Genomic DNA, 23,971 nt, shown 5'->3' on the forward strand with positions numbered 1-23,971 from the left:
CGCGAGCCCTGAAGTTGGACCGTGGCGGCTCCCGATTCGAGTGTGGGCTTTTGTTCACGGGCCCCGGGAGGGGTCGTGGCCCCGCTGGGGATAAAAGTGGTCGGCGGGGCAGGTCGCCCGGGAAAAGGGCCTGGCCTCGGTGCGGGAAAGAGCCGGCCACTAGAATTGCGGCATCAGGGAGATCACCACCGGCACCACTCCCAGGGCGATGAACGCCGGAAGCGCACACAATCCCAGCGGGACCACCAGCTTGATCCCGAACTCCGCACCGCGCGCCTCCGCCTCCCGCACGCCGCGTTTGCGCGTGGCGGCAGCGGTGGAGCGCAGCAGTGCCGCCGCCGGGGCGCCGGAGAGCTGGGTGAAGCGCAGGGACTGTTCGAGCTCGCCGACCGGCCCGGTGCCCTGTCCCCAGGCCCTCTCCCACCCGACGTTCAGGTCCAGGGCACGCGAGACACGCAACAGCGAGCCGTACCCCGGGACGTTGGTGCCGATGATCTGCAGCACTGCCCGGATCGGGAGCCCCGATTCCAGCAGCGTGGCACACATTTCAAGCACCAGCGGCACTGGTTCCGCGGGCGCCTCCGGGTGCTTCCGGGCAACTGCCGACCTCCTTCCGCGCGGCGGAGCCGAGACACTGACGGGTGCGGTAAAGCCGACCCACACCGCGACCCCGGCCAGCAGCACCGCGACCATGGTCCCGATCACGAGGGCACCTTGTCGGAGATGGCGCGCAGCATCCGCGCGCACCAAAAGCGGTTCCCCAGCCAGAGGCACACCCCGCAAACCAGCGCCACCCTGCCCACTGAATGCGTTGTGAGCACCGCCAGCGGGTTGATGCCCAGCAATTGGCCCAGTCCCAGCCCGATCCCGGGCAGGTAGGTCAGCAGCCTGCTCGTTGCACGCGGTCCGGAGAGCGCGGCATCGAGGGCACGGTGCATGTCTGCGGCGGTCTCGGCCTCCTCGGCCAGCGTGTCAAGCAGGTCCGCGAGCGCTGCGCCCGATTCCTCGCTGACGGCAAAGCACCAGGCCAGGCGCTTCCATAGCCGCCCGTGACTCGCGTTGGCATCCGCGTGTGCCGCCAGTCCCTCCTGCAGGGTTCCGCCGGTGCGCCATTGGGCCAGGGCCCTGGTGCACCCGGTGTGGATGTCGGCTGCCGTGCGGGTGGAACCCGTGGCCCAGATGGTTGCCAGCAACCCGAAGGCAGCTGCCGGGCCGGTGCCGGCGCGCAGCATGGCGGCGAGTTGGCGAACCAGCTTGGCATAGTCCTCGGCGTCGGTGGCCGGGTTTGCCCGCTGGCGGCGCACCCGCTCCGGGCGGCCACCCCCGGCCGGGAGCGTGAGGGTGGGATTTCCGGGCGCCAGCCACAGCCAGGTCGCAGCCCCCAGAAGGACAACCGCACCGGCGAGGATCACCATGGGCTTTCCTCCCCCGCTGCCTTCAGCCGTGTCCTGAACCAGTCAAGGGCTTCGGGGTCGCCGTCCCCCGTTCCGGTTTCCCGGATCATGCGCACGGAAAGCATCCCGGCCTCGGTGAGGACCACCCGGCCCAACTGAACCGGCCTGCGGACGCCGGTGGCAGGATCCCGCCAGACGTGGATGAGCACGTCCAGGGCGCTGGCCGCCTGCAGCGCGGTGGCGGCCGCGTCCATGGATGCAAGCGCCCCCATGGCTGCCAGCCGGGCGGGGACAGCAGTGACGCTGTTGGCATGCACCGTGCCCGCCGCCCCCTCGTGCCCGGTGTTCATCGCGCCGAGGAACTCACGCACCTCCGCTCCCCGGCATTCGCCGACCACCAAGCGGTCCGGGCGCATGCGCAGCGCCTGGCGAACCAGGGTGTCCATCCCGATTTCGCCGGCTCCCTCCACGTTCCCGCCGCGGCTTTGCAGTCCCACCAGGTGCGGGTGCGCCGGTGCGAGTTCTTGGGAGTCCTCGACCACGATGATCCGCTCGTCGCCCGGGACCCGGGCAAGCATGGCGGCAAGCAGCGTGGTCTTCCCTGCCCCGGTGCCCCCGGACACCAGGAAGTTCAGCTTCGCGGCCACGATAGCACCCAGCGCGGCCAGCCAGCCGGGGTCGTCGACGAGTCTCTCCAGCCGCTGGTTGCGGTTGCCCTTGATGCGGATGGACAGCAGCGGGCCGCCGGTGGAGATCGGGGGCAGCACCGCGTGGATGCGGTAGTTGCCCAGCGAGACATCGACGAAGGGCTGGGCGTCGTCCAGACGCCGTCCGCCCGCGGCGGCCAGCCGCACCGCCAGGGCGCGGATTTGTTCGGGGTTGGTGAAGGCGAGTTCCGCAGCGTGCAGCCCGGCGCTTCCGTCCACCCAGACCTGTCCTCCGGCGTCGATGAGGATGTCGGTGGTCCCGGGGACCTGGGCGAGGCGTTCGAGGATCCCCAGCCCGTGGATGTCGTCGCTGAGGCTGCGCAGCATCTCGGTGCTGCTCGCCGCGCCCATGACGCGCCCCGAGGCCCGCACCGCCGAGGCCAGGTCCACCTCGCTGAGCCCGCCGCCCTGCCCCATCGCCCGCAGCCTCACCTCCTCCAGGACCCGGGCGGGGGCGGCCGGTTCCTGTGCCCGGGCCGGCGGCCTGGCTTCCCAGCGCCTCCGCCCCCGTCGCACGTTCCCGGGCAACGGCCCCGGCGACTGCTCTGGCCCGCTCATGCCGCCTGACCCGTTTCCGATTCCGATTCCTGATGCCGGCCGTTGCCCTGTCCCAGCGCCGCCACGTTGCGTCGCAATGAGCGGCGGACCAACACGTTCATCAGCGAACCGTCCGCGGCACCGCGGGCGATGGCACGGCGGGGCGCGAAATACCCGCCGAGCTCGATTCCCGCCCGTTGCGCCAACAAGCGGGTGTCGATCCCGGCGGCGAGCCTGCCCGTGAGGATCAGCCGCCAGTCCCCCGCCCGTTCCCCCAGCCGTCGTCCGGTCCCGGCCCCCGCGTTGCCGGACCTGGCCGCGAGCAACAGCAGCCGGGTGTCCGCCAGCGCCGCCATGGACGCGGGGACACCGGTGACGTGCCCCGCGTCGATGACGATGTGCTCGTAGATGCGCCGTGATGCGGCCAGCACCTCGGCCAGCAGTGCCTCGGACGGCACGAAGCACCCGGGGTTCCGCACCCAGGACAGCACCGCGGTGCCCTGGGACAGCGGCAGGATCTCGGCCAACTGGCCCGGGGAGAGCTGGCCGCGGGAATTTTCCAGGTCCTCCCAGCCCAGACCGTCAGGTTCCCGCGCCTTGAGCACCGGCCACAGCCCGGCAGAATGCGGGTCCGCGTCCAGCAGCAGGGTGCGGGATCCCTCCAGCGTCGAGGTGGCGGCAAGCAGGGCGGCGAAGGTGCTGGTCCCGGCCCCGCCGCCTGCCCCGGCCACGAGCGTGAGGTGGGCGCGTCCGGAGTGCAGCCCCAGCTCCCCCAGGTATTCACCGAGCCAGGCCGCCGCCGCGGGCAACACCGCCACGCGGGCCCCGGGGCAGGTGGCGGCCGCGCGCCAGAGCACGTCCTGGTGTTCCTCGGCCCCGACAAGGATGAGCGTGGAGGCAGCCAGGAGGGAGCCGATTTCCGCCACGGCGTCCTGGCCCACCAGGATCACCTCGTCGCGGTAGGCCGCGGCCTGTTCCACGTCCCGGCAGGGCAGCAGTTGGACCCCTGCCCCCACCGCTATCGAGGCCAGCACCTGGGCCAGTTCCACGTCGCGGCTAAGCAGGATGCAGCGGGCAAGTTCCGCCGGCCTGGACCCCGCACGAACACCCGGGACATCGGCGGAAACCGCGCGCTTCGCCTCGACGACTCCCGGTTCCCGGACCGGTTCCCGCCCGGGTAGCGGTTCCGTCGTCTCGGCGGATTCCGGCGCCGGGCCCGGCAACCGCTCCGGCACCGGGGCAGGCCCCGTCGCCCGGACATCCTGCCTCACGCGGGCGGCCCGCAGTGCCGGAAGCTGCAGGGTACGCTGGCCCGCCGCCGGCAGCCGGGCCACAAATCGCATCTCGTCGTTCATGCCTTCCAGCGTGGTGCCCGGGCGGTTCTTCGGTGAAGTCCCCCGGATGCAGGCGGAGGACAACCACGCGGGAGCCCGGTCGCCCGATGTGCGGGAAAGCGGGACAGGCCGCGCCGGCGGCGGGGCCGGGGAAGAAACTGCGAGAATGGAGCATGCAGCAATTTGCGGTAGTGGCCTCCCACTCCATGTCCCAGCCCGAGTCCGAAGCCGGTTCGGCCACTGCCGTGGTGCAGCTCGTCGATGCCGCGGGCACAGCCCTGCTGCCCCCGGTGCAGGTGTACGGCAATTCCCTGCCGGCCGTGGTGGCGGAGCTGGAGGCCGCCAGGAAGCCGCGCTGGGTCTTCGACTCGGTGCATTCCTGGTATCCGGGGCTGCTGGCCGCCGGGGTGCATATCGAGCGGGTCCACGACCTGGGCCTGGTCCGCGCGATCCTGCGCAATGCGCCCTATGCGGTGCCGGGTGGCTACCTCGAGTCCATCCGCAGCCAGGCTGATCCCTCCGCCGCGGCGCCCGCGCACCTGCTTCCCCCGGCGCGGGTCTCCGAGAACCAGGGAGAGCTGTTTTCCGAGCCGAAGGACCAGTCCGGGGCGCTGGAAAACCTGCTGGCCGAGTTCCTCGCCCAGCGCGCCTGTGTGCCTGACACCGAGCGCGGTGCGAGGCTGGGCCTGTTGCTGGCCGCCGAGTCGGCCGGCGCGCTCATCGGCGCCGAAATGACCCATGCGGGGGTGCCGTGGGACGTGGCGGAGCACCACCGGCTGCTCGCCGAGGCACTGGGCCCGCCGGTTCCGGCCGGGGTGCGCCCGCCGCGGATGGAGGAACTTGCCGCCGAACTGCGCCGGCTGCTCGATGCCCCGACGCTGAACCCCGATTCCCCGGCCGAGCTGCTCAAGGCCATGAACCGCGCGGGCATTGCGGTGTCAAACACCCGCGCCTGGGAACTGACGGAGATCAAGCACCCGGTCATCGAGCCGTTGCTGGCGTACAAGAAGGTCGCCCGGCTGGCCAACGCCAACGGCTACGCGTGGGTGGACCGCTGGGTGCATGACGGGCGCTTCCGCCCCGAGTACATCGTCGGCGGGGTGGTCACCGGGCGCTGGGCCTCCCACGGCGGCGGGGCGCTGCAGATCCCGCACCAGGTGCGCTCGGCGGTGCGCGCGGATCCCGGCAAGGTGCTGGTGGTCGCGGACGCCGCGCAGCTGGAGCCGCGGATCCTCGCCGCCCTGTCCCGCGACGAGGCGCTGGCCGCCGCGGCCCGTGGCCGGGACCTCTACAAGGGCATTGCCGATGCCGGGTTCGGCGGGGACCGGGCCCACGCGAAGATCGCGATGCTCGGGGCGATGTACGGGGCGACGACCGGGGAATCGGGCCGGCTGATGCCCAAGCTCAAGGCCACCTACCCGCGGGCCGTGGGACTGGTGGAGTGGGCGGCGGCGCAGGGGGAAGCAGGCGCTGCCGTCGCCTCGTTCCTGGGCCGCGGCACCCCGCCGGCGCCCGCGCAGTGGCTCAAGGCCAGGTCGCGGGCCTCCTCCGAGGCCGAACAGCGGGCCGTGGAGGCCGAGGGGCGTTCGCGGGGCAGGTTCACCCGCAACTTCATCGTCCAGGGCACCGCGGCGGAGTGGGCGCTGTGCTGGATGGGCGAGCTGCGCCGGCGGCTGAACGCTGGCCGGGAGGCGGGGGTCGATGCCGGGGCGCTGGTGTTCTTCCTGCACGATGAGATCATGCTCCACGTCCCGGCCGCGCAGGCCGACACCGCGGTGGCGCTGGTGCACGAGGCGGCCCGGGCCGCCTCCGCCCTGCTCTTCGGGCAGATCCCGGTGGACTTCCCTGTCACCGCGGTCGTCGTGGATTCCTACGACCAGGCCAAGTAGCGCCCGGGTCCGCCGGCGCCGGGCCGGGCTGCGTCAGGTCGCGCGCCGGTCGCCGACGGCCACCTGCACCTCGCGGCCCGCGTCCCAGGGCAGCGTCCAGCCCAGCTCGTTGAAGATCCGATCCAACAGGATGCCGGTGAAGCCCCAGATGAATCCGCCCGCCACGTCGAAGGCGGGGGCGCAGAAGCGCTGCCCGTCGCGCTCCACGACCGCCGAGACCCGGTTGGCGGGGTCCAGCAGGTCGGCCACCGGGGCGCGGAAGACGGTGGAGGACTCGGCGGTGTCCACCACGAACACCTCCGAGGGCGCGTGCCACCAGCCGATGACGGGGGTGACGATGAAGTTGGTGATGGGCAGCTCCGCGTCGGGCAGCACCCCGAGGATCTCCACGCCGTCCGGGTCCAGCCCGGTTTCCTCGCGGGCCTCGCGCAGCGCCGCGGCGATCGCGTCCTCGTCCTCCGGGTCCACCTTGCCGCCGGGGAAGGCGACCTGGCCGGCATGCTTGCGCAGCGTGTCGGCGCGGGTCACGAAGAGCACGTCAAGGTCCTCGTGGACGGAGGCCACGTCGGTGGCCGCCGGAACGTCGTCGAGCCGGCCGAAGAGGATCAGCACCGCCGCGTGCCGGGCGCTGGCCGGGTCCAGCGGGTTGAAGACCCAGCTCTCGGGCATCTTGGTCGCCAGTTCCGGGCCCCGGCCGGCAAGGTGCGCCTTGGCCTCGATCATGGCCAATAGTTCGCTGCGTACGCTCATGCTTCCAGACCATACCCCTCGGCGCGCAGCTCGCGGCGCGTGGCCCCGGCGCGCATCTTCTCCAGCAGTTCCCCGCGCCCGGGCGCCAGCTCGTACTTGAGCAGCTTGGCGGCCTTCACCTCGTCGGTCTCGCCCTCCCCGTAGGAGGGGCAGAGGGTGGCCAGCGGGCAGGCGCCGCAGGCCGGCTTGCGGGCGTGGCAGACGCGGCGGCCGTGGAAGACCACGCGGTGGCTGAGCATCGTCCAGTCCTTCGGCTCGAAGAGCGCACCGACCTCGTGCTCGATCTTCACCGGGTCGGTTTCCCTGCTCCACCCGAAGCGGCGGGCCAGGCGCATGAAGTGCGTGTCGACGGTGATGCCCGGGACCCCGAAGGCGTTCCCCAGGACCACGTTGGCGGTCTTGCGCCCGACCCCGGCCAGGGTCACCAGGTCCTCGAGCCGCCCGGGTACCACCCCGTCGTACTCGTCGACGATGCGCGTGGACAGCGCCAGCAGCGAGGTCGCCTTGGCCCGGAAGAAGCCGGTGGGCCGGATCAGCTCCTGCAGGGCCTCTGGCTCCGCCTGGCTCATGGCCAGCGGGTCCGGGTACGCGGCAAAGAGCGCCGGGGTGATCGCGTTGACCCGCACATCGGTGGTTTGGGCCGAGAGCACGGTGGCCACCAGCAGCTCGAAGGCGTTGGTGAAGTCGAGCTCAGCGACGGCATACGGGTAGGCCTGCGCCAGGACCCGGTTGATCTTGCGGGCCCGGCGCTTGCGCCCCAGCGGGCTCTCTTCGCTGTGCACGCCTATTTTTCCGGGAACTGCAGGTCGTCCAGGTTGCGCAGCACGGCCGGCCGCCCGTCGGCGAGGTTGATGAGGTATTCGGTGCCGCGGTCCTCCAGGCACAGGATCCAGGTCCCCGGGTTCAGCGTGGAAAGCATCGTGCCGTTGCCCGGGTGGAAGACCGGGCGCGGGTGGTTCAGCGCAAACCAGAAGCTGGCCGCCTCTTCCTCGTGGCCGTCCTGCCCGTGCGCCTCGGCCTTGGCCCCGAAGGAGGATTCCGACTCGGCCTTGGCGCGTTCGACGGCCGCCTGGTGCGCGGCGATGTCAGCCCGCGACAGGGCGGCGGTTGCCTTGATGTCGGTGCCTGCCCGCGGCGTGGCCATGGTGGCCGGGTGCGCGGAATCCTGCGTGCGGTCATCCGGTGCCGGGGCGTCGACATCCGCGGCCTCGGGCGACCCGAGCTCGGGATCCGGAGTGGATTCGGCGGCGGCGTCGACGTTGCCGGCCCGATCCGCCGCGGGCTTCGCGGCGTCCCCGGACCTCGGGGATCGGCCCGGCGCCGAGGATTCCCCTTCGGCGGAAGAGGACGGGGATTCCTGGGCAGGTGCCGGGGTCGACGGCACCGAGCCGGCGTAGGCAGCTTCGGCAGCGGTGCGCGGCTTGGCAGCGGATTCCGGTTCGGACTCCGCTGCATCGGCCGCATCGGCGACCGACTTCCATTCCGTGAGCGGATGCGCCGCGTCCGCCGCGTCCTGGTTGCCGTGGGAGGTCGCGCTTCCGGCCCCCCGGGCGTCCGGCGTCGCGGCTGGGGCCGCGTCCGCGCCCGCTCCGGGTGCCTCGGTGTTCACCCCTGTCGGGGCCGCGTGCTCGGCGCCCCGGGCATCGGGGGTGCCGGAGGCATTGGTTCCCGGTTCCCGGCGCAGCGCAGCTGCGGGGGAAGAATTGTGGGCCGCTCCAGCACCCGCGGCTGCGGCACCGGCACCGGCGGCGGGAGCCGCTGCGGAGGCAGTTTCCCGGCGGCCCTCGGGCTTGCCGGTCACCGGGGTGGCGGGCCGGCCGGCCGATGCGCTGCCGGCGCCACCGGCACTGCTGGCGCCAAAGCCCTCGGATTCCGCATCGGAATCGGCATCGGTTCCGACGGCCTGCGCCGCCGAGGTCTTGGTGGCCCATGCCACCGGGTGCACGTCGGACCCAAGCACCGAGTCGCCGCCGGAGACGAAGTCGCGGCGGAAGATCCCCAGGTAGGTGGCAAGCGTGGTGCCGGCAATCATTGCCAACGCGCCGACCAGCCCGATCAGGTATGCCGGCGACATGGAGGCCACGTAGGAGTTGAAGAAGTAGGCGGCGGCGAACAGCGCCACCACCGACCCGGCCTGGTCCAGGCTCAGCGAGGCAATGCGGACCCGGGTGCGGCCGGTAAGCCGGCGCCACAGGAATCCGGCGGCGATGCCGAGGGGCAACAGCAGCGCGACGAAGAGGTGGAAGGGCAGGCCCGGGAAGATCCACATGTTCACCGAGACGGCCTTGGTCCACGGAATCGGAACCAGCGATCCGACGAGCACCAACAGCCCGCCGACCACGACGAGGGCGTCGCGCATCGTCAGCGGCCCGACGACCGGCTTGAGCGCGTGTCCGGGCTGCGAACCCTGTGCCTTTGAGTGCACCTTATCCATGTGAAGACCCCGCTTCTGCTATGTGTTGCATTCTGTCCCTGCACCGGCAACCGGCATGCGATACCCGCAGCGCCCGTGTATCGGGCGGCCGGTGTCCGGGTTCCGCGGGAATGGCAACGGCTACTGACAACCCTATCCGCGCGACGGTGCCGCTGGCACGTTTTGCCACCCCGGGTCGCTTTTCGCGTTGTCCCGGCCGGTCGGCGCCACATTCGCGGCCGACCCTGCCCCGGGCCCCACACCAGCAACCACTGATCGCGCACGGGGCGCCGCTCGGCGCACAATCACCACCCTCCACTGTCATACTTGTGACGGGCCACACCCCAGCCCTCCGTGCGGCTGTAACCTGAATCACAAGACCCATTTGTTTGTTATTGGAAGGACCGAAACCCGTGTCGGATACCCACACCCCCACGCTTGACAACCTCTCCCATGAAACCCGCGCCTTCGCCCCGAGCGCGGAATTCGTGGCCAACGCCATCGGGAAGCCGGAACAATACGCGGCGGCCCGGGCGGACCGCCTGGGATATTGGGCCGACACCGCCCGGGATGTCCTTTCCTGGGACACCGACTTCACGCAGGTCCTGGACTGGTCGCAGGCCCCGGTGGCAAAGTGGTTCGCCGACGGCAAGGTCAACGCCGCCTACAACGCACTTGACCGCCACGTCGAAAACGGGCTCGGCGACCGCGTCGCCATCCACTTCGAGGGCGAACCGGGCGACACCCGCACCTACACCTACGCGCAGCTCACCACGGCCGTGAAGCAGGCCGCCAACGCCTTCGAGTCCCTCGGCGTGGCCAAGGGCGACCGCGTGGCCGTCTACCTGCCGATGATCCCGGAGGCAGTGATCACGATGCTGGCCTGCGCCCGCATCGGCGCGATCCACTCGGTGGTCTTCGGCGGCTTCTCCGCCGACGCGCTGCGCAGCCGCATCGACGACGCCGAGGCCAAGCTCGTGGTCACCGCCGACGGCACCTGGCGCCGCGGGAAGCCCTCGGCGCTCAAGCCGGCCGTCGACGAGGCGCTGGCCAAGGAGGGCCATACCGTCCAAAACGTGCTCGTGGTCAAGCGGAACGGCCAGGACGTCGCCTGGAACGATTCACTGGACAAGTGGTGGTCCGAGGTCGTGGACACCGCCGACGTCGAGCACACCGCCGTGGGCCACGAGGCCGAGCACCCGCTCTTCGTGCTCTACACCTCCGGCACCACCGGCAAGCCCAAGGGCATCATCCACACCACCGGCGGCTACCTGGTCCAGGCCGCCGCCACCCACCGCGACACCTTCGACCTGCACCCCGAGTCCGACGTCTTCTGGTGCACCGCCGACATCGGCTGGGTCACCGGCCACTCCTACGTCACCTACGCCCCGCTGATCAACGGCGCCACCCAGGTCATGTACGAGGGCACCCCGGATTCCCCGCACCAGGGCCGCTGGTGGGAAATCATCGAAAAGTACGGCGTCACCATCCTGTACACCGCCCCCACCGCGATCCGCACCTTCATGAAGTGGGGCCGGCAGATCCCGGACTCCTACGACCTGTCCTCGCTGCGCGTGCTCGGCTCGGTGGGCGAACCCATCAACCCCGAGGCGTGGATGTGGTACCGCGACGTCATCGGCACCAACAACGGCAAGAACGGGGAACGCAAGGAACACCCGACCCCGATCGTGGACACCTGGTGGCAGACCGAGACCGGCGCGCACATGATCGCCCCGCTGCCCGGCGTCACCGCCACCAAGCCCGGCTCCGCGCAGACACCGGTCCCGGGCATCACCGTGGACGTGGTCGACGAGGCGGGCGAATCGGTGGGCAACGGCGAGGGCGGCTTCCTGGTCATCCGCGACCCGTGGCCGGGGATGCTGCGCGGCATCTGGGGCGACATGGACCGCTACAAGGAGACCTACTGGTCCCGCTTCGAGGGCATGTACTTCGCCGGCGACGGCGCGAAGAAGGACGATGACGGGGACATCTGGCTGCTGGGACGGGTGGACGACGTCATGAACGTCTCCGGGCACCGGCTGTCCACCACCGAGATCGAGTCCTCGCTGGTCGCCCACCCGTACGTGGCCGAGGCCGCGGTGGTCGGGGCGAAGGACGAGACCACCGGCGAGGCAGTGGTCGCGTTCGTGATCCTGCAGATCGAGCCGGAGGCCGGCGAGGACGTGGTGGCCACGCTGCGGGCCCACGTCGGCAAGGACATCGGCCCGATCGCCAAGCCGCGCCACATCCTGGTGGTCCCCGAGCTGCCCAAGACCCGCTCGGGCAAGATCATGCGCCGCCTGCTCAAGGACGTCGCCGAGGGCCGCGAGGTCGGCGACGCCACTACGCTGGCGGACAACACCGTGATGACGCAGATCGCCGATTCGATGCGCAAGTAGCGCTCCGGCGGCAACCACCGGCGGGCGGGGGAAGGCTTCGTGCCCTCCCCCGCCCGAGTCATTTAACGCCAAACCGGCTTGCCGCCTCTTCCCGCACGGCCCCGCCTGCATAAGGTGGAGACATGAGTGAAAAAACACCCGCGCGCATCCTGGTCCTCAACGGCCCGAACCTGAACCTTCTGGGCACCCGCGAACCGGAGGTCTACGGCCACGAAACGCTGGCCGATGTCGAGGAACTCTGCCGCACCGCCGCCGCGGGGGCGGGCTACGAGGTGGAGTTCCTGCAGTCCAACCACGAAGGCGTGCTCCTGGACGCGATCCACGCCGCCCGCGGCCAGGTCGCGGGCATCGTGTTCAACCCCGGCGCGTTCACCCACACCTCCGTCGCCCTGGCCGACGCCATTTCCGGGGTCCAGCTGCCGGTGGTCGAGGTGCACATCTCCAATGTGCACCGCCGCGAGGCCTTCCGCCACCATTCCTACATTTCCCCGGTTGCCGCCTCCATCATTGTGGGCGCGGGCGTCAATGGGTATGTTTTGGGCATCCAGCAACTCATCCACCTCGCCGGGAAGTAGCCCCGCCGGCGGGCATAAACCCTTAAGGGGGCAGTGACGATGGGGACCGAAGCCACACCCGACGTCGGCGTCGCCGAGCTGTACCTGGAATATGCGCACCGCTGGTTCACCGGGAACAGCGAGCTGTACCGGCAATGGGCCGAAGGCGTCGCCGAGAGCGCAACACTGCCGGAACTCATTGCCGGGCTGCCCGCCCCCAAGCGGCAGCCAAACCTGGTCTTTGCCGCGGCACGCTTCCACGGCTGCCCGGACGAGCCGTTTGGGTTCCTGGAGCGCTACCTCCGCACGCACTGGCCGGCGATCCGCTCAATCATCATGGGCCACGCCACGCAGACCAACGAGGCAGGTCGCTGCGCCACGTTGCTGCCAGCCCTGGCCATGGTGGCCGCCCAGGAACAGCGCCCCCTGGCGTTGATCGAGGTCGGCCCCTCGGCGGGCCTGTGCCTGCTGCCCGACCTCTACTCCTACTCCTACGACGGGGCCCCTGCGCTCGGCACCGGCTCCCCGTTGCTGCGCTGCTCCACCACCGGAAATCCCCCGCTCCCGCGGGCGCTGCCCGACATCGCCTGGCGGTCCGGGGTCGACCTGAACCCGCTTGACGGCACTGACCCGGACACCGTGGCGTGGCTGCGGGCGCTGGTCTGGCCGGGACAGGAGGAGCGGCTCGCGCAGCTGGACGCCGCCCTGGCGACCCTGGCCGCGCTGAAGTCCGGCATCCTGGAAGGGGTTGCCGGGCCGCCGCTGCTGCTGGCCGGGGACCTGAACGAACGCGTTGCCGATTTGGTGGATGCGGCCCCGAGACACGCGGTTCCCGTGGTCATGCATTCGGCGGTGCTCGCCTACCTGGACGAGGCGCGGCGCTCCGCCTTTGCGCAGACGATCGCCTCGCTGGGCTGCCGCTGGATTTCCAACGAGTCGTTCTTCATGGATGCCTCGAACCAAACCCGCGGGGGCACCGACGCGAACCGCTTCATCCTGTCGCTGGACGGCGTTCCGCTGGCCCGCACCGGCCAGCACGGCGCGCAGCTCGACTGGCTTTGAGCCGACGCCACCGCCGCCGGCCCGACGGCTTCTAGTGCGGCGAGCAGGCTCCGGTCGGAACCGAATCCCGGGAGCGTTCGGACTTCTCCAGCGCGGCATCGATCTCCTCGAGGGCCAGGGCGTAGCCGACGTCGGCGCCTCCCTTGGCCTTGGCAAAGACCATGCCAACCACGCGGCCCCGGGAATCGAGCATGGGCCCTCCGGAGTTGCCCTGCTCGACCTTGGCGGCCAGCTGGTAGATCCGCAACGGGGTGGGTTCGGCGCCGTAGATGTTCTGGATCGATACGGTGCTCAAGGATTCGACCACCGCTCCCAGGGCGCGGAACGACCCGCCGCCGGGGTAGCCCAGGAATGCGGCGGTGTCGCCGCGGCCAAGGTCGGTGCCGCGCTCCAGCGGCTCCAGGCCAAGTCCGCCAACCTCGAGGACGGCAATGTCCGCGACCGAGTCGAAGTACACGACGCTTCCGGAGAGCACGCGGCCATCCTGCGTTGTCACGGACGGCTCGGTGATGCCGGCAACCACGTGCGCGTTGGTCATCACGCGGTCCGGTGCGAAGACAAAGCCGGAACCGGACTGGTTGACACCGCAGGCGTAGGCGGTGCCAATGATCTTGACGACGGACCCCGCGGCCGCCTCGATCCCGCTCCCAAGGTCCTCCGCCTCGGGAACCTCGACGGCGACCTTGGGGGCGAATGGTTCGAAGAGCTCGGGAAGGGTTTGGCCCATGACCTGGGCGCGTGCCTGGGTGACGAAATTGGTGATCGGTTTCGGGGTCCAGGCCTGGATCGTGGTCAGGACCCGTGAATCGGCGACTTGCTGGGAAACCCAGGGCACGCCCATGGTCGCGGCGGAGAGGGCGATCGCGGAGATCACCAGGGCGGCCATGACGGTGTTGGCAACGCCGCCCAGCAGCCTATCAAAGGACTTCAGGACAGGGAAGTTCAGCCATAAGCGGATTCTGGATCCGATGGCCATGCCGATGCCCTGGCCAATCAGAATAAAGATCAGCCCGGCGGCCACAATCCAGAAGATTCGCCATCCCGGGTTGGTCACCCACGTCGATACCAGCGGGATTCCGTAGAAGGCCGCGGTTCCGCCGGCCAGGAAACCGACGATCGCGCCGAGCGTTACAAAGAAGCCTTTACGCAGGCCAGAAGCCAAAAAGCTGATCAATGAGATGATGAGCAGCAGGTCCAACCATGTCAATCCCAACATTCAGTTTGGACTCCCGCCCTTCATACCGTGTTGACCGGCCCAAATGCGGCCCAAAACACTATTCGATGCCCCGAGTCTAGTCGGGGCAACGGTTCGATGCCCGCGATTCTAACCACATTTAGCCCGATTTGGCGTGTGGAAGCTGTCACATGGGCAAACCGTACGGCACAATTAGATGAGCGCTAACGACAGTTGACAGGAGATTTTATGGACATCGAGGTACTGCGCCGAGCACCACTCTTCGCTTCATTGAGCGACGAGGTGTTCTCTGCACTGACTGAAGAACTATCCGAAGTGGATCTGTCCCGTGGCGCCTCGGTGTTCCGCGAGGGCGACCAGGGCGACCAGCTCTACTTCATCGTTTCGGGCAAGATCAAGCTGGGGCGCACCTCCACGGACGGTCGTGAAAACCTCATTGCCGTTCTCGGCCCGGGCGAATTGTTCGGCGAAATGGCCTTGTTCGACCCAAGCCCGCGCAACGCCACCGCCACCGCCGTCTCCGAGACGCGTCTGGCCGGCCTGCGCCACGAAAACCTGCGCAAGGTCATCCTGACCAGCCCGGAGGTTTCGGTCCAGTTGCTGCAGGCCCTGGCCTCGCGCCTGCGCCGCACCAACGAGTCGCTGGCCGACCTGGTCTTCTCTGATGTTCCGGGCCGTGTCGCCAAGGCGCTGCTGGACCTGGCCGACCGTTTCGGTCGCCCGGCCACCGACGGCATCCTGGTTGCCCACGAACTGACGCAGGAAGAATTGGCCCAGCTGGTGGGCGCCTCGCGCGAAACCGTGAACAAGGCCCTGGCCGAGTTCGTGCAGCGCGGTTGGCTGCGTCTTGAGGCACGCGCCGTCGTGATCCTGGACATCCAGCGTCTGCGCCAGCGTTCCCGCTAAAGCGCAACCGTGCACGAACGGGTGTGGCGGGGTTCCCCTCAGGGGGAACCCCGCCACAGCTGTATTAGGCCCGGGGTGCCGTTCGAGGGCGTGGCCCGAGGCGACGGGAAGGCTGATTAGCGGCCGCGGCCCAGGCCGCCGCCCTCGGCGGCGGTCGTGGTGGTCACGTCGAGATAGAACTTCCCGCCCACCTGGACGAGTTCGGGGTGGTAGCTTTTCAGTTCCCGACGCACCGAGAGGTAGGCGACGGCGCCGCGGGCGGAGGCCATCTTTTCCAGGAAGACCTCCACCGCCGGCGTTGTGATCATGCTCAAAGGCAGGCCCTGGGTGTCCGGTGCCCCCGCCTCGTCTCCCAATGCCGTGGTGGTGCGTTGTTCGATGACCTCGCCGGCCACCTTCCAGGCAGCCCAGACGCCCTTGCCGCGCAGGAGCGAGGGCTCCTGGCGCACCGGCAGTGCGGCGGCAAAGTAGCGGGTGTCGAAGCGGCGCAACGCGAAGTTTGGGGAGATCCAGTGCGACAGCGGGCGCAGCAGATCCGTGCGCAGGCCCAGCCCGCGCTTCATCAGCACGTCCTTCAGGGACTTGTCCTGCCCTGCGACGGCCTCGCGCACGGCCATCCAGTCTTCACTGTCGCAGTTTTCGACCACCGACAACTCGTCGGTGCCGGCCAGCAGCACGCCTGTTTCCTCGAATAGTTCCCGGATGGCGCACACGATGTGCGCCCTGACCAGTCGTTGGTCAAGGATACCCAGGCGCTTTGACCATTCGGCCAGGCTGGGTCCGTACCAAGGTATTTCATTTTCATCGTCGTCTTCGAGGCTGCCCCCGGGGAATGCGACACTCCCGAGCGGCGAACCGCCGGGACGATATCCAAGGTAAGTTTCGACACCTTTTGGGGAGTCGCGAATCAGCACCACCGAGGAGGCCGGGCGCGTCGCCCGCGGGGTGCGGCTTCCGTAGGAAACCCAATTTTCCGCCGCGTCATATTGCATCGGCGGAAGGTCAAAAAGTCGGCGCAGCAGCCCCGTGGACGGATTGCGTGGCTTCGCCACGGGATTCTCGTTCACGGGGCCACCGGTTTCGGAGTTGTTACGCAAACTCGACAATCAGTTCAACCTCGACCGGCGCGTCCAGCGGCAGTGCGGCAACTCCGACGGCCGAACGGGCGTGCAGGCCCTTGTCGCCAAGCACGGCCCCGAGGAATTCGGAGGCACCGTTGATGACGGCAGGCTGGCCGGTGAAGGACGGGTCGGAGGCCACGAAGCCCACGACCTTCACGACGCGGACAATGCGGTCCAGGTCGCCAATGACGCCCTTGATGGCGGCCAGTGCGTTCAGCGCGCAGGCCTGGGCCTGGCCCGCCGCGGCCTCGGCGGAAACAGCCGCCCCGACCTTGCCGGTGACTGTGAGTTCCCCGTTAATAAAAGGCAGCTGACCCGAGGTGTAGACGAGGTTGCCGGTGATGGTGGCCGGCACGTAGGCGGCCACCGGGGCTGCGACGGCGGGCAGTGCGTGGCCGAGCTCGGCCAGGCGTGCCTCAATCGCTGAAGAAGTCTGTTGTTGCATGGGTTTTTCTCGTTTCTCTACTTAGGCCTTGGGACGCTTGAGGTAAGCGACCGGTGCATTTCCATTGGGGCCGGGAACGACGGCTACAAGCTCCCAGCCGTCGTCTCCCCACTGGTCCAGGATCTGCTTCGTGGCGTGAATAATGAGCGGCAAAGTGGCGTACTCCCATTTGGTCATAACCGATACGTTAGCGCGTCCTTGTAAACTAGTGGGTATGGCAGCTAAAAAGTCCCCGTTTTTTGATACGGCTACCACCCTCGGCAAGATCGTTGCCTTCTTTGGGGTGAGCGCCTTGAGTGGCGTCCTTGCGGCAGGGCTCATGGTCCCGATTGCGTCCCTTGCCGGCAGCAGTGCAAACGCCGGCAGCGAGATTTTCGACGCCTTGCCGGCAAGCTTCAAGGGCGAGCCGATTGCGCAGCCCTCGAAGATCCTGGCCAAGGACGGTTCGACGATTGCGACGTTCTACTCGGAAAACCGGCAACCGGTCAAGCTGAAGAACATTTCCAAGGTCATGCAGAAGGCGATCATTTCCATCGAGGATGAGCGCTTTTACGAGCACAACGGGGTCGACGTGCGCGGCATCGCCCGCGCGGCGGTGAACAACTTCACTTCCTCGTCCCAGCAAGGCGCCTCCACGCTGACCCAGCAGTACGTGAACAACCTGCTGGTCAATGCCGACGTCGTCAACGGCGTGGATCGCTCGGAGATGACGATTTCCGGCTCCAAGGACATTGCCGACAAGGCCCGCGAGGCGAAGCTCGCCATCTCCATCGAAAAGGAGATGAGCAAGGACGAGATCCTCGAGGGGTACCTGAACCTCGTGCTCTTCTCCGGGCGCAACTACGGCATCCAGGCCGCGGCCCAGCGCTTCTACTCGGTGGACGCCAAGGACCTGAACCTGCAGCAGGCAGCGATGCTCGCCGGCATGGTCCAGCTGCCCAACGCCTACAACCCGGAGAAGTACCCGGAACGTAGCCTCAAGCGTCGCAACACCGTGCTGGCTGCCATGCTTCGCACCGGTGCCATCGACAAGAAGGCCTACGACAAGGCCGTGAAGTCCCCGCTGGGTGTCAAGCCGAACGAGGTCAAGTCCGGCTGCATCGCCGCCGATTCGGCCGCCTACTTCTGCGACTACGTCACCAAGCTGATCACCACGGATGAGGCATACGGCAAGACCAAGAAGGACCGCGAGAACCTGTTGTACCGCGGCGGCCTGACGATCAAGACCACGCTGGACCCGCGCCTGCAAAAGGAAGCGGAAAAGCAGTCGAAGGCGATGATCCCCGCCGACGACAAGTCGAACATCGGCGCCGCCATCGTGACGGTTGAACCGGGTACCGGCAACATCCTGGCCATGGGCCAGAACAAGACCTATTCCCCGGCCAAGGGCAAGGAATTCACGGAGTACAACTTCGCCGTGGAATCCGCGCTCGGCGGGGCCGGCGGCTTCCAGGGCGGCTCGACCATGAAGCCGTACACCACCATGGCGTGGCTTGAGGCCGGTCGCAACATGTGGGACCGGGTCAGCGCACCCAACAAGAAGAACTACCCTGCCTCATTCCGGTGGAAGGCCTCCTGCCTCCCCCGCGGTTACACCACTGCCGACGACGGCAAGGGCGGCGGCTGGTCGCCGGCCAACGCCGTGACGGGCTACCCGTCCTCGATGACCGTTGACTACGGCCTGTTCAACTCCGTGAACACCGCCACCGTGACCGAGGCCTCTAAGCTGGACCTGTGCGCCATTGCCGAGGGCACCGAACGCCTGGGCCTGATCGACTACGACAACTACTTCGACCTGTCCACCGGCAAGAAGACCACCAGGGCGCAGCCGATTTCCCCGATCAACCCGTCGTTCGTGATCGGTTCCGCACGGATCACCCCGCTGGCGCAGGCCACCGCGTTCGCAACGTGGGCCAACAACGGCGAGTTCTGCGAGAACCGGGCGCTGACCTCGGTCACCGATGCCACCGGCACCGCGTACAAGGTCAAGCCGGTCGCCTGCGAGCAGGCGGTCAGCCCGCAGGTCGTCGCCGACATGAACGGCACCATGACGAAGATCGCCAAGCAGAAGGTGACCAAGGGCGCCATCGGCTACCCGATCGCCGGCAAGACCGGTACCAACAACGATGCCAACTCGACCTGGTTCGTGGGCTACACCACCGGCATGGCCTCCGCGGCATGGGTCGGTCGCTGGGACGAGAACCGCAGCAAGTCCACCCGGGACGTCGAAATCGACGGGATCAGCCGCCGCTGGGTCGACTCCGGCACGTGGGCCTCACCCCTGTGGACCAACTACATGAAGAAGGTCGGGGACCTCTACCCGGCCGAGTCCTTCGGCAAGGCCAAGTCCGCTCCCAAGCCGCCGGCCCCAAAGAAGGTCGAAAAGGAAGAAGAGGACGAATCGGATTCGGCGAGCTCCGAGTCAACGGAGCCCAAGGAAACCGAAAAGCCCAAGGAAACGGAAGCCCCGAAGGCAACCGCGACCCCCAAGCCGAAGGGGAACAGCGGAGACACGCCAAACCCTCCGAAGAAGACCGAAGATGACTAGTTCCTTCGGGATTTCTTCCGCGCTGCCCGAAGCGGTCTCACGCACTGTGCGTGGGGCCGCTTTGGCGGCTGGTGCGGCGGCCGCCGGTGCCGGAATCGCCTTTGGCTACGGATTGGGCCAGACCACGCGCTTCGGCGTGCGCGAGGAATCGCTGGCATTGCTGCCCCCGGGTTCCTCCCCGATCCGGATGCTCCACCTTTCGGACATCCACATGGTTCCGGGCCAGGAACTCAAGCGCCGCTGGCTGGCCTCGCTGGCGGACCTGGAACCGGACCTGGTCATCAACACCGGTGACAACCTGGGCCACATGGACGGGTTGGATGCACTGCTTGAGGCGCTGGGTCCCCTCATGGCGTTCCCCGGGGCCTTCGTGCCCGGGTCGAATTGCTACTTCGGGCCCAAGCCCAAGAACCCCTTCCGCTACCTCGGCAAGCGCGCTGACACGCCGCGCAACTCCCCCCGCTACCAGTTGCCCTGGCAAACAATGCACCGCGCCTTCGGGTCTGCGGGCTGGGTCAACCTGACCAACAGGAACCATTCCATGGCGGTGAAGGGCACGCGCCTGGACTTCACGGGCGTGGACGACCCGCACCTGGACCTGGATCGCTTTGCCGGCTGGCCGGCCGGCTCCGCCAGCTCCGGCGCCGCCCCCCACCTTCGCATCGCGCTCACCCACGCCCCGTACCAGCGCGTCCTGGACAGGTTCACGGAGGCGGGCACCGACCTGATCCTGGCCGGGCACACCCATGGCGGCCAGGTCTGCATCCCGGGCTACGGCGCCCTGGTGACCAATTGCGACCTGCCGACATGGCGGGCGAGCGGGCTCACGCAGTGGGACTTCGCGGGCAAGAGCACGCCGCTGAACGTGTCCGCGGGCATCGGGACATCGCGCTTCGCGCCGGTGCGGATCGCCTGCCCGCCGGAGGCCATCCTGCTCACGCTTACCGCGCAGGGCTAGGGGCGCCGCATCCGATTGAAGAATCCCAACCCCACACTGTAGGGTATTCGCAGAAGCGAAACCATGCGCGGGGATAGGGGTCGGACACCGGTGGCAGTACAACAAGGACACGCCCCCGCGGCGGGAACTCCCTCCCTGGGCAGGACCCTGGCCCGGCTGATTCCCTTCGTCAAGCCCATCCTGCCCCGATTGTTCTTCGGGTTCCTGTGCGCACTGGCCGCCGGCGTCGTCGCCCTGACCATCCCGCAGGTGCTGGCCTGGCTGGTCAACAACGTGCTGCACCCCGAGGGCAGGAGCTCCGAGGTTTGGCTGGCCGTCGGGCTGGTCGCCGCGCTCGGCGCCCTCGAGGCGCTGCTGGTGTTCCTGCGCCGGCAGTTCGTGATCACCCCCGCCGCCCGGCTGGAAACCCAGCTGCGGGTGCGCCTGTACGGCCACCTGCAACAACTCCCCGTGGCATTCCACGAACGCTGGGGCTCCGGCCAGCTGCTCTCGCGGTCCATGGCGGACCTAAGCCTGCTGCGCCGCTGGCTCGCCTTCGGCGCGATGATGCTGGTGGTTTCCACGGTCACCGTGATCGTCGGCCTGACCCTGATGTTCAACTCCAGCTGGGTGCTGGGCACCATCTACCTGGCCGGCGCCATCCCCATCACCATCAAGGCGTTCAAGTTCCGCACCAACTACCGTGCGGCGAGCCGGTTGAGCCAGGACCAGGCCGGGGACCTGGCCACGGCCGTGGAGGAATCGGTCCACGGCATCCGCGTGATCAAGGCCTTTGGCCGCGGCCGCCACATGTACGACGGCTTCAACTCGCGCGCCGAGCAATTGCGCGACACCGAGGTTTCCAAGGCCCGGACCCTGGCCGGCTTCATCCTCTTCGTGGTGGCCATCCCCGAGACCACCCTGGGCCTGGGCCTGGTGGCGGGCCTGTGGCTCACCTCCCAGGGCGAGCTGAGCGTCGGCGCGCTCGTTGCCTTCTTCGCCACCGCCACGGTGCTGGCGGGCCCGGTCGAGAACATGGGCATGCTCATGGGCATGACGCTGACGACCAAGACCGCCCTGGACCGGCACTTCGAGGTCATGGACACGCAGAACACCATCACCTCCCCCGCCTCGCCGGTGTCCCCGCGGGACCCGCGCGGCGACCTGGAATTGCGCGACGTCGCCTTCCGCTTCCCCGACACCCCCGACTCCGCCGCGCCCACCCTGCGCGGCATCAACCTGCACGTTCGCCCCGGGGAAACCATGGCGCTGGTCGGGATGACCGGCACCGGCAAGTCGACCCTGCTTCAGCTGGTCCCCCGGCTCTACGACGCCACCGGCGGGCAGGTGCTCATCGACGGGGTGGATGTGCGCGAGCGCGACCTGGTCGAGCTGCGCCGCGACGTCGCCGTCGCGTTCGAGGACACCATCCTGTTCTCCTCCTCGATCCGCGACAACGTGCTGCTCGGCGCCCCCGAGCTGGAGGGCCCGGAACTTGACGCCCTGCTGGATGACGCCATCGACACCGCGCAGGCCGGATTCGCCCGCACGCTGCCGCAGGGCCTGGACACCGTCATCGGCGAGGAGGGGCTGTCCCTCTCCGGCGGCCAGCGCCAGCGCATCGCCCTGGCCCGGGCGATCGCCGCGCGGCCGCGCGTGCTGGTGCTCGACGACCCGCTCTCCGCCCTGGACGTGCGCACCGAGAAAGCCGTGACGCAGCGGCTGCGCAGCACGCTGGCCGGGACCACCACGCTGATCGTGGCCCACCGGCCCTCCACCGTTGCCCTGGCCGACCGCGTCGCGCTGCTCAAGGACGGGGCCATCGACGACGTCGGCACGCACTCGGACTTGCTGGCACGCAACGAGCACTACCGCTACGTCATCGCCAGCCTCGAGGACGAGGAATCCGACCTGATCCCAAGGCAAGGCGGTCCACTAGCATGAGCCCGAACATCGGCGTTGCCAACGAGGACGCCATCACGCTCTCCAGGGAGGAACGCAAGCGCGTGCGCGCCCGCTCCTGGAAGCTGCTGGCCACCCTGGCACGCAGCCAGAAGCGGATGCTGGTGCTGACCGTGGTCCTGGTGGTCGTCTCCAATGCAGCCCGCGTCGCCTTCCCGCTGATCATCGCCTGGGCCATCGACTGGGGCCTGCCGCAGGTCACCGCGGGCAACTGGGCGGCCCTGGGCATCACCGGAGGCGCCTACGTGCTCTCGGCGATCGCCGCCGGCACCCTGCTGGGCTGGTACATCCTGTGCACCGCCAAGATCTCCCAGGCGATGCTGCTGGACTTGCGGCTGCGCGTCTTCCGGCACACCCAGCGCCTGAGCCTGGAATTCCACGAGAACTACACCTCCGGGCGCATCATCTCCCGCCAGACCTCCGATCTGGAGACGCTGCGGGAACTGCTCGACCAGGGCATCTCCGAGCTGGCCTCGGCGGCGGTCTTCGTGCTCTTCACCCTGGTCTCCATCTTCGTGCTCGACTGGCGCTCGGGCCTGGTGGTCGTCATCGCGGCGGTGCCCATCTGGCTGCTCTTCGGCTGGTACCAGAAGCGCTCCGAACTCGTCTACCGCGAGTCGCGCGTGGTCTCGGCCCGGGTCATCGGCTCCTTCGTGGAAACCATGACCGGCATCCGCGCCGTGAAGGCCTTCCGCAAGGAGCGCGCCAACGACGCTGGCTACGCGCAGGTCGCCGGCGAATACCGCGACAACTCGATCCGCTCCATCAACCTCTTCGGGGTGCTGCAGCCGTCCCTGGTGCTCATCGGCAACCTGTCGGTGGCTGCGGTGCTGGCCTGGGGCGGGTTCCGCATCCTGGACGGCGAGCTGGGCGTGGGCGTGCTGGTGGCGCTGCTGCTGGCCACCAAGCGCGTGTTCCAGCCGGTGGAGAACATTGCGATGTTCTACCAGTCCCTGCAGTCCGCCACCGCGGCGCTGGAAAAGGTCTCCGGGCTGCTCGAGGAGGAACCCACCGTCGTGGAGCCGGCCAAGCCGCGGCCGCTGGAGCAGGTCGCCGGCGCGCTGGAGTTCACCGACGCGGTCTTTGGCTACGGCGACGGCCCGGTCGTCATGGACAGGTTCGACCTGTCCATTCCCGCGGGGCAGACGGTTGCCGTGGTCGGGCAGACCGGTGCCGGCAAGTCCACCCTGGCCAAGCTGATTGCCAGGTTCTACGACCTGCGCTCCGGTTCGCTGACGCTCGATTCGGTGCCCATCGCGGAAATCGCCAACAACGACCTGCGCCGGCACGTGGTCATGGTGACCCAGGAGGCCTTCCTGTTCTCCGGAACCGTCGCCGAGAACATCTCCCTGGGCAAGCCCGGGGCCAGCATCGAGGAGATCATCCTGGCCTCCCGGGCCGTGGGCGCCCACGAATTCATCACCGCGCTGCCCGAGGGCTACGACACCGACGTGAACAAGCGCGGCGGGCGCGTCTCCTCGGGCCAGCGCCAGCTGATCTCCTTCGCCCGGGCGTTCCTGGCCGACCCCGCGGTGCTGATCCTTGACGAGGCGACCAGCTCGCTGGACATCCCCTCCGAACGCGCCGTGCAGCGCGGGCTGCAGACGCTGCTGGGAAACCGCACCGCGCTGATCATCGCGCACCGGCTTTCCACGGTGCAGATCGCGGACCGGGTGCTGGTGGTCCATGACGGAAGGATCGTCGAGGACGGTTCCCCGGCCGAGCTCATCGGCTCCGCGGGCCGCTTCGCCGCCCTGCACAAGGCCTGGCGCGACTCACTGGTCTGATCCCCGCCGAACCCCGGGCGGTACGGCGGCA

General features: G+C 68.8%; 20 protein-coding genes. 9 read left to right on the forward strand and 11 right to left on the reverse strand.

Going from position 1 to position 23,971, the window contains the following annotated elements; genetic code table 11:
• Positions 1-159: 159 nt before the first annotated feature.
• From AC6CHY_RS17985 to AC6CHY_RS18000, 4 genes are read right to left on the reverse strand one after another with little or no spacing between them, the layout of a single operon-like run.
• Positions 160-705 carry a type II secretion system F family protein gene (locus AC6CHY_RS17985; protein ID WP_498227665.1) on the reverse strand — a complete coding sequence of 182 codons (546 nt, stop codon included), beginning with the start codon at positions 703-705 and terminating at the stop codon, positions 160-162.
• Positions 702-1,415, reverse strand: a complete 714-nt coding sequence (locus AC6CHY_RS17990) for a type II secretion system F family protein (RefSeq protein WP_217390238.1) — start codon at positions 1,413-1,415, stop codon at positions 702-704. Before AC6CHY_RS17990 ends, AC6CHY_RS17985 begins: the two co-directional genes overlap by 4 nt.
• Positions 1,409-2,659, reverse strand: coding sequence for a TadA family conjugal transfer-associated ATPase (locus tag AC6CHY_RS17995; RefSeq protein WP_217390236.1), 1,251 nt, complete (start codon positions 2,657-2,659; stop codon positions 1,409-1,411). Before AC6CHY_RS17995 ends, AC6CHY_RS17990 begins: the two co-directional genes overlap by 7 nt.
• Complete coding sequence (locus tag AC6CHY_RS18000; protein WP_498227668.1) at positions 2,656-3,993, reverse strand: CpaE-like family protein; 1,338 nt, start codon at positions 3,991-3,993, stop codon at positions 2,656-2,658. The genes AC6CHY_RS17995 and AC6CHY_RS18000 overlap by 4 nt, the downstream gene beginning before the upstream one ends.
• Positions 3,994-4,145: 152 nt before the next feature.
• Between AC6CHY_RS18000 and AC6CHY_RS18005 the strand changes: the two genes are divergently transcribed.
• Positions 4,146-5,861: a bifunctional 3'-5' exonuclease/DNA polymerase gene (locus AC6CHY_RS18005; RefSeq protein WP_498227670.1), complete on the forward strand. Its 1,716-nt coding sequence runs from the start codon at positions 4,146-4,148 to the stop codon at positions 5,859-5,861.
• A 33-nt stretch (positions 5,862-5,894) separates the two neighbouring features.
• On the opposite strand, the gene AC6CHY_RS18010 is transcribed toward AC6CHY_RS18005, so the two are convergent.
• Genes AC6CHY_RS18010 through AC6CHY_RS18020 form a run of 3 tightly spaced genes read right to left on the reverse strand, consistent with a single transcriptional unit; the run spans position 5,895 to position 9,045 of the window.
• A complete protein-coding gene (locus AC6CHY_RS18010; protein ID WP_498227672.1) occupies positions 5,895-6,611 on the reverse strand; it encodes an NUDIX hydrolase in 717 nt (238 codons plus the stop codon).
• Complete coding sequence (gene nth, locus AC6CHY_RS18015; RefSeq protein ID WP_498227737.1) at positions 6,608-7,399, reverse strand: endonuclease III; 792 nt, start codon at positions 7,397-7,399, stop codon at positions 6,608-6,610. The genes AC6CHY_RS18010 and nth overlap by 4 nt, the downstream gene beginning before the upstream one ends.
• The gene (locus AC6CHY_RS18020) at positions 7,396-9,045 is read right to left on the reverse strand and encodes a hypothetical protein (protein ID WP_498227674.1); all 1,650 of its coding nucleotides are present in this window, start codon (positions 9,043-9,045) and stop codon (positions 7,396-7,398) included. The genes nth and AC6CHY_RS18020 overlap by 4 nt, the downstream gene beginning before the upstream one ends.
• 392 nt (positions 9,046-9,437) lie before the next feature.
• Between AC6CHY_RS18020 and acs the strand changes: the two genes are divergently transcribed.
• From acs to AC6CHY_RS18035, 3 genes are all read left to right on the forward strand, one after another.
• On the forward strand, positions 9,438-11,423 hold the full coding sequence (gene acs, locus AC6CHY_RS18025) for an acetate--CoA ligase (RefSeq protein ID WP_498227676.1): 1,986 nt from the start codon (positions 9,438-9,440) through the stop codon (positions 11,421-11,423).
• Positions 11,424-11,545: 122 nt separating this feature from the next.
• On the forward strand, positions 11,546-11,998 hold the full coding sequence (gene aroQ / locus AC6CHY_RS18030) for a type II 3-dehydroquinate dehydratase (protein ID WP_217390224.1): 453 nt from the start codon (positions 11,546-11,548) through the stop codon (positions 11,996-11,998).
• A 39-nt stretch (positions 11,999-12,037) separates the two neighbouring features.
• Complete coding sequence (locus AC6CHY_RS18035) at positions 12,038-13,039, forward strand: DUF2332 domain-containing protein (protein ID WP_498227678.1); 1,002 nt, start codon at positions 12,038-12,040, stop codon at positions 13,037-13,039.
• A 31-nt stretch (positions 13,040-13,070) separates the two neighbouring features.
• Here the strand turns inward: AC6CHY_RS18035 and AC6CHY_RS18040 are convergent, their stop codons facing one another.
• Positions 13,071-14,255, reverse strand: coding sequence for a MarP family serine protease (locus tag AC6CHY_RS18040; protein ID WP_217390220.1), 1,185 nt, complete (start codon positions 14,253-14,255; stop codon positions 13,071-13,073).
• Positions 14,256-14,462: 207 nt separating this feature from the next.
• Here AC6CHY_RS18040 and AC6CHY_RS18045 point away from each other — a divergent pair, with 207 nt between their 5' ends.
• Complete coding sequence (locus AC6CHY_RS18045; protein ID WP_217390218.1) at positions 14,463-15,140, forward strand: Crp/Fnr family transcriptional regulator; 678 nt, start codon at positions 14,463-14,465, stop codon at positions 15,138-15,140.
• A 116-nt stretch (positions 15,141-15,256) separates the two neighbouring features.
• On the opposite strand, the gene AC6CHY_RS18050 is transcribed toward AC6CHY_RS18045, so the two are convergent.
• The 3 genes from AC6CHY_RS18050 to sp36 all read right to left on the reverse strand — a co-directional run bounded on the left by AC6CHY_RS18050 (position 15,257) and on the right by sp36 (position 16,883).
• On the reverse strand, positions 15,257-16,132 hold the full coding sequence (locus AC6CHY_RS18050; RefSeq protein ID WP_254456319.1) for an NUDIX hydrolase: 876 nt from the start codon (positions 16,130-16,132) through the stop codon (positions 15,257-15,259).
• Between the two features lie 97 nt (positions 16,133-16,229).
• Positions 16,230-16,706: a RidA family protein gene (locus AC6CHY_RS18055; protein WP_217390216.1), complete on the reverse strand. Its 477-nt coding sequence runs from the start codon at positions 16,704-16,706 to the stop codon at positions 16,230-16,232.
• A gap of 21 nt (positions 16,707-16,727) precedes the next feature.
• Positions 16,728-16,883, reverse strand: coding sequence for a Sp36 family protein (gene sp36, locus AC6CHY_RS18060; RefSeq protein WP_181578252.1), 156 nt, complete (start codon positions 16,881-16,883; stop codon positions 16,728-16,730).
• Between the two features lie 37 nt (positions 16,884-16,920).
• Here sp36 and AC6CHY_RS18065 point away from each other — a divergent pair, with 37 nt between their 5' ends.
• The 4 genes from AC6CHY_RS18065 to AC6CHY_RS18080 all read left to right on the forward strand — a co-directional run bounded on the left by AC6CHY_RS18065 (position 16,921) and on the right by AC6CHY_RS18080 (position 23,940).
• Positions 16,921-19,254, forward strand: coding sequence for a transglycosylase domain-containing protein (locus AC6CHY_RS18065; protein ID WP_498227681.1), 2,334 nt, complete (start codon positions 16,921-16,923; stop codon positions 19,252-19,254).
• Positions 19,247-20,212: a metallophosphoesterase gene (locus AC6CHY_RS18070; protein WP_498227683.1), complete on the forward strand. Its 966-nt coding sequence runs from the start codon at positions 19,247-19,249 to the stop codon at positions 20,210-20,212. The genes AC6CHY_RS18065 and AC6CHY_RS18070 overlap by 8 nt, the downstream gene beginning before the upstream one ends.
• Positions 20,213-20,302: 90 nt before the next feature.
• Positions 20,303-22,135 (forward strand): ABC transporter ATP-binding protein, encoded by a 1,833-nt coding sequence (locus tag AC6CHY_RS18075; RefSeq protein ID WP_498227685.1) that lies wholly within the window; start codon positions 20,303-20,305, stop codon positions 22,133-22,135.
• The gene (locus tag AC6CHY_RS18080; protein ID WP_498227687.1) at positions 22,132-23,940 is read left to right on the forward strand and encodes an ABC transporter ATP-binding protein; all 1,809 of its coding nucleotides are present in this window, start codon (positions 22,132-22,134) and stop codon (positions 23,938-23,940) included. Before AC6CHY_RS18075 ends, AC6CHY_RS18080 begins: the two co-directional genes overlap by 4 nt.
• Positions 23,941-23,971: the final 31 nt, after the last annotated feature.

It is taken from the genome of Paeniglutamicibacter sp. GQ140 (assembly GCF_059759235.1).